Raw genomic sequence first — 8,615 nt, forward strand, 5'->3', positions numbered from 1 at the left:
TCAGGAGGCTCAGACAATGCGACGTACGGGTAAGCGCGTGGTGCGCACGGCGTTGTTGGCGGCGATGGCCACCGCGGCGGCGGGGCTCGTGGTCGCGGGCGCCCCCAGTGCGCACGCCGACCTCGACGGCCTGGCGTTCACCCCGCGCTCCGCGTTCTCCATCACCAACACGGAGTACGCGTCCTGCGTGGACGCCAACGTGAACCAGATGCACAGCAACGGCGGCGACGTGCAGATCTACCGGTGTCACGGCCGGGAGAACCAGGTCTGGAGCGTGCGGCCGTCCGGCCAGTACTACACCATCACGCTGCAGGGCTATCCCGACCGCTGCCTGGAGGTCGAGACCGGCACCCTGCCGAACAACAACACCCCCGTGCAGCTGTGGACCTGCAACGGCTCCGACCAGCAGAAGTGGATCATCTCGCGGGTCGCCCTGGTCAACAAGTACCAGGAGATGTCCGCCGGGTTCGTCAACCGCGCCTTCCGGATCCGCAACGTGGCCGGCAACAAGGCGTTGTCCGCCGCCGGCTTGTCCGACACGGACGACTTCGTGCTCGGCGTCGTGGAGTCGACCGCGGTCTACGACGGCGGCGGCGGAATCATCATCGACGTGCCGAAGGATTTCCGGCGGGCCAACATCGCCATGCACCGGCTCCTGGACGGCGCCCCGCCGCCGAACACGGTGTGGGAGTCGCCGGTGCTCACCTGCGCGGTGTACGGCACCGACGCCTCCCGCATCACCGGCAACTTCGGCAGCGCGACCTGCCCCGGTCTGCCGACGTCAACCGGTTGATGACCGGAGGGGTCCCGCCACCAGCGGGACCCCTGCCCGCCGTTGCGTCCGAGCCATCGGCCACACCGAATCTCCGTCGAGACGGGGCGCATTTTCCGGCACGGTGTACGGATGGCCGCGCGCATGAAGTACGTCGACTTCGACTGCACCGACCCGTATCGGCAGGCTCGGTTCTGGGCGGCTGTGCTCGGTGAGCCGCAGCATCCCGACGACCGGCCGGGTGACGACGAGTGCGAGGTCGTGGTGGCCGGCGGTGGGCCGTCGCTGCTGTTTCAGCGGGTGCCGGAGGGGAAGGCGGCGAAGAACCGGCTGCACCTCGACCTGCAACCCACCGACCGGGACCGCGACGAGGAGTTGGACCGGCTGCTCGTCCTGGGCGCGACCGTGGTCGACGACCGTCGCGATGCCGGTGGCTGGGTGGTGCTGGCCGATCCGGAGGGCAACGAGTTCTGCCTGGAGTCGCGCACTCCGGCGTAACTCCGCGCCGGCGCGTGCATCGGCGCGGCATCAAGCCTTGAGTACCGGGGATCGGCACCTCAGACGGAGGCGTCCCGCTTACCGCGCCGGGAACGATGCCCGTTACGGGCCCGGCGCTTGGATCGCTGACCCGGCCCGCCGAATCTTTGATCTTGAGGGAGGACTGCGATCTTGGGCTCGAAATTCCGCGCGTGGTATTGACCGGCGGCTGCTCGGTTGGGGCGGCCTGGCGGGCGCCGGCGTGGCAGCGAGCCCGGGCATGCCGGGCCGGTCTGGGCCGACGTGTTCACCTCGGTCAAGGCCCCCAACTTCCGCGGCTCCCCCGGCTTCAGCACCTACGGGCCGACCGCCCACATCATCGACGGCCAGTGGGAACTCGGGGTCGGCGGCGTCCACCCCGGCAGCGCCACGTACTGGAGCATCTATCCGGTCACCGGGTGGGTCGGTGTCATCCTCAGCAACTACGACGGCCTACCCATGCAGGAGATCACCGGACAGCAGGCCCAGGCCATCACCGGAGTTAAACCCGGCGACGGCGGCGGCTGATCGGCAGCATCTGGAATCGCGCGCCGTCCCGCCGGGTGAGCCCGCGGCCGACCGTGACGGCTGCGCCTGAGTGACCGGGGCCGGGATCACCAACTGCTGGCGGGCGTCCACGGATCTCACACGGCGCCGGCCCGGTTTGTGAACAAGAGTTGACCGGCGTGCTACGAGACGCGCACACCAGGGCAACGTTCACGCAATTTTATGACGGGGCCTCCGCGCATGCGGGGGTTCCGCAGCGCCTCAAGGAGTGTCTCGATGACGTATGTCAAGCCACCGGAGTTGGCGGTCGCCCTGGTCGACGCCGGCGCGTCGAAGATTCACATGTCGACGCGGGACACGCTGGTGCGGGCATACATGGCGGGCGCGCTGCTTACTCTCGCCGCGGCGTTCGCGGTGAAAATGACCGTTGACACCGGTCTGCCGATCGTGGGGGCGCTGCTTTTCCCGATCGGGTTCGCGTTGCTCTATCTGCTCGGCTACGACCTGTTGACCGGCGTGTTCGTACTGGGACCGCTGGCCTGGCTGGCGAAACGGCCGGGCGTCACCATCGGCGGCGTGCTGCGCAACTGGGGGCTGGTCTTCCTCGGCAACTTCGCCGGCGCGCTCACCGTGGCGGTCCTCGTCACAACCTTTGTCACGTACGGCTTCGACACGACCATCCAGGATGCGGGCAACCAGTTCGCCGCATACGGGCAGAAGCTTGCCGAGATCGGGTCCGACCGGACGCTCGGTTATGAGGCACACGGCGCCAACGGATGGCTGGCGGTGTTCGTACGGGGAATGCTTTGCAATTGGATGGTCTCGACCGGCGTGGTCGGTGCCCTGCTGGCCCGCGATGTGCTCGGCAAAGTCGTCGTGATGTGGCTGCCCATCCTGTTGTTCTTCGCCATGGGTTTCGAGCACTCGGTGGTCAACATGTTCCTGTTCCCGGTCGGCATCCTGCTCGGCGCGGACTTCACCTGGGCCGACTATTTCCTCTGGAACGAAATCCCGACCGTGCTGGGAAACCTGGTCGGCGGGCTGTTCTTCACCGGCGCGGCCATTTATCTGACGCATTACCGGACCGCACCGAAGACCGCAGTGGAATCGGAGATGACCGTCGGCGCGGCACCCACGCCGGGAGCCTAACGCGAGACCCAGGTGGCGCTCTGAGGTCCCACGGGTGCTCCGTTCGCTGTCGGATGGAAAGCTCGTGCCCCGTGATCGATGATTTCGCGAAGGACTGCCCGCACGATCTAGTGGAAGGTCGCCCGTGAGGGCGGTCATCGTCGCGGCCGCGGTCGCGTTTCTCATCTCCCTGTTCGGCACCCCGGTGGCGATCCGCGTCTTCACCGCGCTCAAGGCCGGCCAGCCGATCAGATCAATCGGGCTCGCCAGTAATGAGGGCAAGCAGGGCACGCCCGCGATGGGTGGCGTCGTCTTCATCGTGGCGACCGTCTTCGCCTACGTGGCCGGGCACGTCGCCCTGACCACCCTGCCGGAGCGGCAGATCGCGCAGGAGGGGCCGACCATGACGGCGCTGGTCCTGCTCGGGCTGTTCGTCTTCTGCGGTGTGGTCGGGTTCCTCGACGACCTCCTCAAGGTGCGCCGGCGCAACTCCGACGGGCTGTCGGCCAAAGGCAAACTGCTCGGCCAGGCGATCGTCGGCAGCGGCTTTGGCATCGCCGCGCTCTACGTCGCCAGCACCAACGGCCAGACCGTGGCCAGTGAGCACATCTCGCTCATCCGCGACATCAGCTGGCTGAACGTCGGCAAGGTCGGCTCGGTGATCGTGTTTGTCTTCGTGATCACAGCGATGTCGAACGGTGTGAACCTCACCGACGGCCTCGACGGGCTGGCCACCGGAGCGTCGATCCTGGTGCTGGGTGCGTACGCGTTGATCGGCGTCTGGCAGTACCGGCACTGGTGCGCCGACGACGCGTACGCGCGCGTCAACGAATACTGCTATCAGGTCCGCGATCCCTTGGAGATCGCGATGATCGCGGCGGCGGCAGCCGCATCCTGCCTGGGCTTCCTGTGGTGGAACGCGTCCCCGGCGCGGATTTTCATGGGTGACGTGGGCTCGCTCGGTCTCGGCGGCCTGATCGGCGGGCTCGCGGTGGCCACCCGCACCACGTTGCTGTCGATCCTGATCGGCGGGCTCTTCGTCCTCATCACGACGACCTGGGTGATCCAGATCGTCTCGTTCCGGACTACCGGCAGACGTGTCTTCCGGATGGTGCCGCTGCACCACCACTTCGAGTTGGCCGGCTGGAGCGAGGTCAACATCGTGGTCCGGTTCTGGATCGTTGCCGGCGTCTGCGTGGCGGCGGGCCTGGGCCTGTTCTACTCGGATTTTCTGGCAGCCGTTGGATAGAAGAAGGCACCATCGATGGATTCACCCCCAGGCAAGGGAGTGGGGGTGGTGACTTACCGGCCCCATTCAGCTATACCGTCCGTATGTCTATGGCTACGGAGGATGATCGTCGTCCGATGTCCGCCGATGACCGCAAGCGCAACGCCCTTGAGGTGTACCGGCTGGGCATGGGGCAGTTCGAGGAACTCGTCGACACCGTCGATCAACTGATCTTTCCCGTCCGCTGGCGGGCGCCGCAGGCGGTGCGGCGACTGCCGGTGGCCTTCACCGGCATACGTCTGGGCGGCGTGACCATCGGCACCGCCGCGGTCTCGGGCGAGGTCAGCGCCCTCACCACCGAGCGGGGCTCCTACCACGTCGTCATGACCACGGCCGGGTCGGTACGCAGCGAACATCGCGCAAACCGGGTTCTAGTGACCCCGGACCGGGCCGCCGTGTATCTGCCCGACGGCTTCACTACCGCCAGCTGGGCCGGCCCCGAAACCTGCCCGATGAGCGTCACGATCGAACCCGCGGTGCTGCACGAGGAACTCGCCGGCCACCTGGGGCACCCGATTTCCCGGCCGATCGAGCTGGCCACCAGCATGTCCACCGCGGACGGCATGGGGCGCACCTGGGCCGCGCTCGTCCGGCTGATCTACGACGAGACCACCGGCGAATCACCCTCCCTGGCGTGCCACCCGCTGATCCGGTCCCGGCTGTACGACGCCGTGGTCAGCGGCCTGCTGCTGGCCGCCGATCACCAGTACCGGGAGGAACTGTTCTCCCCGGTTCCCCCGATGCGGCCCCGGGCCGTCCGCAAGGCCATCGACCTCCTGGAGGCATACCCGCACCAGCATCTGCCCGTCACCACGCTCGCCCGCGCGGTGGGGGTCAGCACGCGTACCCTGCAAGGCGGCTTCCGCCAGCACCTCGGCATGACTCCCATGGCGTACGCGCGCAGCGTCCGGCTCGCCCGCGCCCACCGCGATCTCCAGGAGGCCGACCCGCAACGGACGACCGTGGCCGCCATCGCCCACCGGTGGGGGTTCAGCCACCTCAGCCGTTTCGCCGCGACCTACCGCAACATTTACGGCACCGCCCCGTCAAAAACCTTGCGGAGCTAGCGCCGCAAAATCGCTCCTGACACACATCTCGCTCAGGGCTTCCGGGCCAGTCCGGCTGCAATGATCTTCCCGGCGAAGCTGATCGGGGCAGCGACCACGTCAGTCGGATCCGGTCGCCAGAGCGGGTTGTAGACGACACCCGGCTCCAGCAGGTCCAGGCCGGCGAAGAAGCCTCGGACTTCGTCGAAGCTGCGGAACCGACCGCTACCCAGGTCGGTGAGGAACACCCGCTCGATCTCGGCGGTCTCCTCTCCCCCGTCGATGAAATGGGTGATGAACACGAAACTGCCCGAGGGGATCGCATCTCGGTAGCGTGCGACCAACTCATCCGGGCGCTGGTCGTCATCCAGGTGGTGCAGGACGGCGACCATCAGCAACCCGACCGGCCGGTTGAAGTCGATCAGAGCTCGCAGATCTGGGTTGTCGAGCACCTCGTCGGGTGCACAGAGGTCGGCGGTGATCACCGTGGTGTGCTCGTTCTCGGCCAGCAAAGCCCGGCCGTGGACCAGCACCATCGGGTCGTTGTCGACGTAGACCACCTTGGCCTGAGGGTTCCGGCTCTGCGCGACCTCGTGCGTGTTCTGCACCGTCGGCAGACCGGCGCCGAGGTCGATGAACTGGTCGATGCCCTGGGCGGCCATGTACCGGACGCCGCGGCCCAGCACGGCCCGGTTGAAGAGCCCCACGTCGACCCCGTCGGGGGTCAACTCCAGGAGCTTCGCGGCAACGGCCCGATCGGCTGCGAAGTTGTCCTTGCCGCCCAGCAGGAAGTCATAGACCCGCGCCACGCTCGGCACCGCGGTGTCCACAGCGGCCGGCAACTTCCGGTGCGGTCGCTGAGAATCACCTATCGGTTCAAAAGCTCTATCCACTGTGAACTCCTGAATTAACAGGGGTGATGGCGGAGCACAGCGTACCGGCCTTACTCCCGGCCGGCGCACCGGTATCTATTCCGCGTCGTGATTCCCGTGCCGACCAAGCCGGGGGTCTCGCCATGACAATTCTTCGGTAACGAAAGCGCTCCGACCATCGCCGGGCCATCGGGTACTCGCGAGGCCGCATCCCAGCGGTCAGCGCCGTCGGTGCATGGCGCAACGAGATCCCATAGGATTTTCTTCGTGACCCAGCCACGGGACAACGTCGAGCCGGCACTTCTGGCCGCATCCTTGCGCTGCGCCGTCGACCTCGGACGGGTGGCGCCGGTCAACGCGGTGGCGCGACAGTCGGCCGCGCTGGCGTCGCTGTGGCGATACACGCTGATGACGATCAGCATCGCCGCCACCCAAGCTGACATGGAACGGGAGCATGGCAAAACCCGCATCGAACGTGTCGACGGCGGGAGCGCCATCAATATTGTTGTGATCAGTAGCGGTCTGCGGTTCTACCACGGCGTCGGCTCGGTCGAGAACGATCGACGGGCCGAGGAGACCCCGCTGCTCGTCCGCTCGATGTCGCTGCACAGCCCGTGGGAAATGGCGATGACGACGCTCGCTCAGACGTCCACGCCCGCGATGTACGGACTGGCTGCCCTGGTCTCGCTCGAGCGGATCATGAAAATGATCCGAGAGTTCCAATCACACCGTCAAGATATGTTAGATCGGCAGGTGAGACGGGAGTTGCTCCGACGGGCGTCCGCATCGCCGGCGCTCTCCGGAGGCGACCTTCTGCCACCTGCCGAACTCGATGCGGCGGAGGACTCTGTCGAGCAGCTCGGCCGGTATCCCATCCTGCGTGTAGACGTCACCAACGACGGATAGCCACGGCCAGGGAGCTACGAGAGCGGTGCCGGCTGAGCGCGGCGTGCCTGGCACAGCAGGATCGCGGCGTAGCCATGGGAACCGTGCTGGGCTGTCGGTATGACCTCGATCCCCTCGTGCGGCGGTTCGAAGTCGGGCCGGAGGGCCGCTCGGAGATCGCGTTCGTCGATGTCGGCGCCGGGGAAGGTCTTGCCGCCGACCATGTAGCCGCGGCACCGGCGCAGCGCCGCGGTGAGGAAGAGGCCGCCGGGCTGGACCAGGCCGGTGATGTGACGCATGAACAGTTCCCACGTGGCGCGGTCGCCGGTCGCCGAGTCGGCGCAGTAGGCGCTGACCACCGTCGGATAGCTGCGGTTCACCGGACGGGGGTGGCGGGCGTCCACCCGTACGAGCTTGGTGATTTTTGCCCTGGTCAGGTTTTCACGCGCGGTCACCTCGGCGTCGGTCGGACCGGTGATGCCCTCGCACTGCAGCGTGTAGCGGACGAACGGCCGCCAGTCGTGGGCGCCCGGTGCGCGGTCGATCCACCGTTGGATCTCGGCCAGGTTCTCGGGCAGATAGTCGCCCAGATGGATCTCGGACGCCGTCTCGGCGCACGCGAACACGTGGTGAAGGGTGGGACCGGTACCGAAGTACAGGACCGGCTGATCGCGTTCGGCGTGGTGCATCGCGTCGACGAGGAACGCGATCGTGGCGATCTCGTCCGGCTCGACGGTGCGGTAGTAGTCGGTGAGGTACTCGGCCGGCACCCAGTCGGTGTCGAACGACGCGTGTCCGCGGCGCCGGCCGAGGACGGTACGGGTGAGACGGGCGAGTACGACTTCGTAGAACGCGGCGCCGAGGTTGGCACCGCCGAGGAAGACGAGCGCCTCCGCGGTGGTGATCGAGTCGGTCACAACGGCGGCACCGAACGCGGCCGTGTAGTACGGCACCTCCTTGGCGACCTCGGTGCCGGTGTACGCCACGGCAGCGGCCAGGCGAGCGGCGCGCCCGCCGCCGAACCGGCGCCGGGTGATGTCGTACGCCAGCTTGGAGAGCACGTTGGTGCTCGCCCCCGTGGCCGCCAGCAGAGCTCCGTTCGCCCGCAGGTTGGCGCGCAGCCCGAACACCCAGACCACGTAGCTCGCGACGAGGAACGCCACCACCGATCGATGGCCGAGGTCGGCGAGCAACCCGGAAGCGACCAGACCGGCCCCGGTGGCCGCCGCCCAGGCGTCCAACGCGTAGGTCGACGCCACGGTGGCCGCCAGACTGGCGGCCCAGGCGGCGAGCGGCGACATCCTCGAACGCCTGGCGGTGCTCACCGGCGAAACGAGCGATCGGACCATGGGGCGCCTCCGGACGGTGATGCTGTGAGATGTGCCCAGAGTCAGCCGTGCGGGTGCTCACCTTCAATGTCAGATCGTGGTCAATCCCTGCTCACAGGTGCTTTGGTAAGCATTACGACACCCTTTTCGATCATGACACGAACGCCATGCCGGTCATTGCCCAGCGAAACGGACGTTCGGTTGGAAGGACCTGCCGCCGGCCACCTAGATCCCGATCGGCGCGGCCCGGCTCGCACTGGCCTCATGACGGCC

At 67.4% G+C, this 8,615-nt stretch carries 9 protein-coding genes; 7 read left to right on the top strand and 2 right to left on the bottom strand.

What is annotated here, in order from left to right; all coding sequences use genetic code 11:
- Positions 1–16 precede the first annotated feature (16 nt).
- The 6 genes from Ari01nite_RS44495 (at position 17) to Ari01nite_RS44520 (ending at position 5,278) form a co-directional block, all read left to right on the top strand.
- Complete coding sequence (locus tag Ari01nite_RS44495; protein ID WP_203790219.1) at positions 17–793, top strand: RICIN domain-containing protein; 777 nt, start codon at positions 17–19, stop codon at positions 791–793.
- Between the two features lie 111 nt (positions 794–904).
- Positions 905–1,270, top strand: a complete 366-nt coding sequence (locus Ari01nite_RS44500) for a VOC family protein (protein WP_203790221.1) — start codon at positions 905–907, stop codon at positions 1,268–1,270.
- A gap of 216 nt (positions 1,271–1,486) precedes the next feature.
- On the top strand, positions 1,487–1,816 hold the full coding sequence (locus tag Ari01nite_RS44505) for a hypothetical protein (RefSeq protein ID WP_203790223.1): 330 nt from the start codon (positions 1,487–1,489) through the stop codon (positions 1,814–1,816).
- A 255-nt stretch (positions 1,817–2,071) separates the two neighbouring features.
- Positions 2,072–2,944 (top strand): formate/nitrite transporter family protein, encoded by an 873-nt coding sequence (locus Ari01nite_RS44510; RefSeq protein WP_203790225.1) that lies wholly within the window; start codon positions 2,072–2,074, stop codon positions 2,942–2,944.
- A 124-nt stretch (positions 2,945–3,068) separates the two neighbouring features.
- Entirely contained in the window at positions 3,069–4,172 is a 1,104-nt protein-coding gene (gene mraY, locus Ari01nite_RS44515; protein WP_203790228.1) for a phospho-N-acetylmuramoyl-pentapeptide-transferase, read from the top strand.
- 116 nt (positions 4,173–4,288) lie between these two features.
- Positions 4,289–5,278: an AraC family transcriptional regulator gene (locus Ari01nite_RS44520; RefSeq protein ID WP_203790230.1), complete on the top strand. Its 990-nt coding sequence runs from the start codon at positions 4,289–4,291 to the stop codon at positions 5,276–5,278.
- A gap of 32 nt (positions 5,279–5,310) precedes the next feature.
- Here the strand turns inward: Ari01nite_RS44520 and Ari01nite_RS44525 are convergent, their stop codons facing one another.
- Complete coding sequence (locus tag Ari01nite_RS44525) at positions 5,311–6,150, bottom strand: SAM-dependent methyltransferase (protein WP_203790232.1); 840 nt, start codon at positions 6,148–6,150, stop codon at positions 5,311–5,313.
- Between the two features lie 246 nt (positions 6,151–6,396).
- Here Ari01nite_RS44525 and Ari01nite_RS44530 point away from each other — a divergent pair, with 246 nt between their 5' ends.
- Complete coding sequence (locus tag Ari01nite_RS44530; protein ID WP_203790234.1) at positions 6,397–7,035, top strand: hypothetical protein; 639 nt, start codon at positions 6,397–6,399, stop codon at positions 7,033–7,035.
- A 14-nt stretch (positions 7,036–7,049) separates the two neighbouring features.
- Here Ari01nite_RS44530 and gntF read toward each other — a convergent pair whose 3' ends face one another.
- Entirely contained in the window at positions 7,050–8,315 is a 1,266-nt protein-coding gene (gntF, locus tag Ari01nite_RS44535; RefSeq protein ID WP_203790236.1) for a guanitoxin biosynthesis pre-guanitoxin forming N-methyltransferase GntF, read from the bottom strand.
- Positions 8,316–8,615: the final 300 nt, after the last annotated feature.

Source organism: Paractinoplanes rishiriensis (assembly GCF_016862375.1).
GTDB classification, from domain to species: Bacteria; Actinomycetota; Actinomycetes; order Mycobacteriales; family Micromonosporaceae; genus Actinoplanes; species Actinoplanes rishiriensis.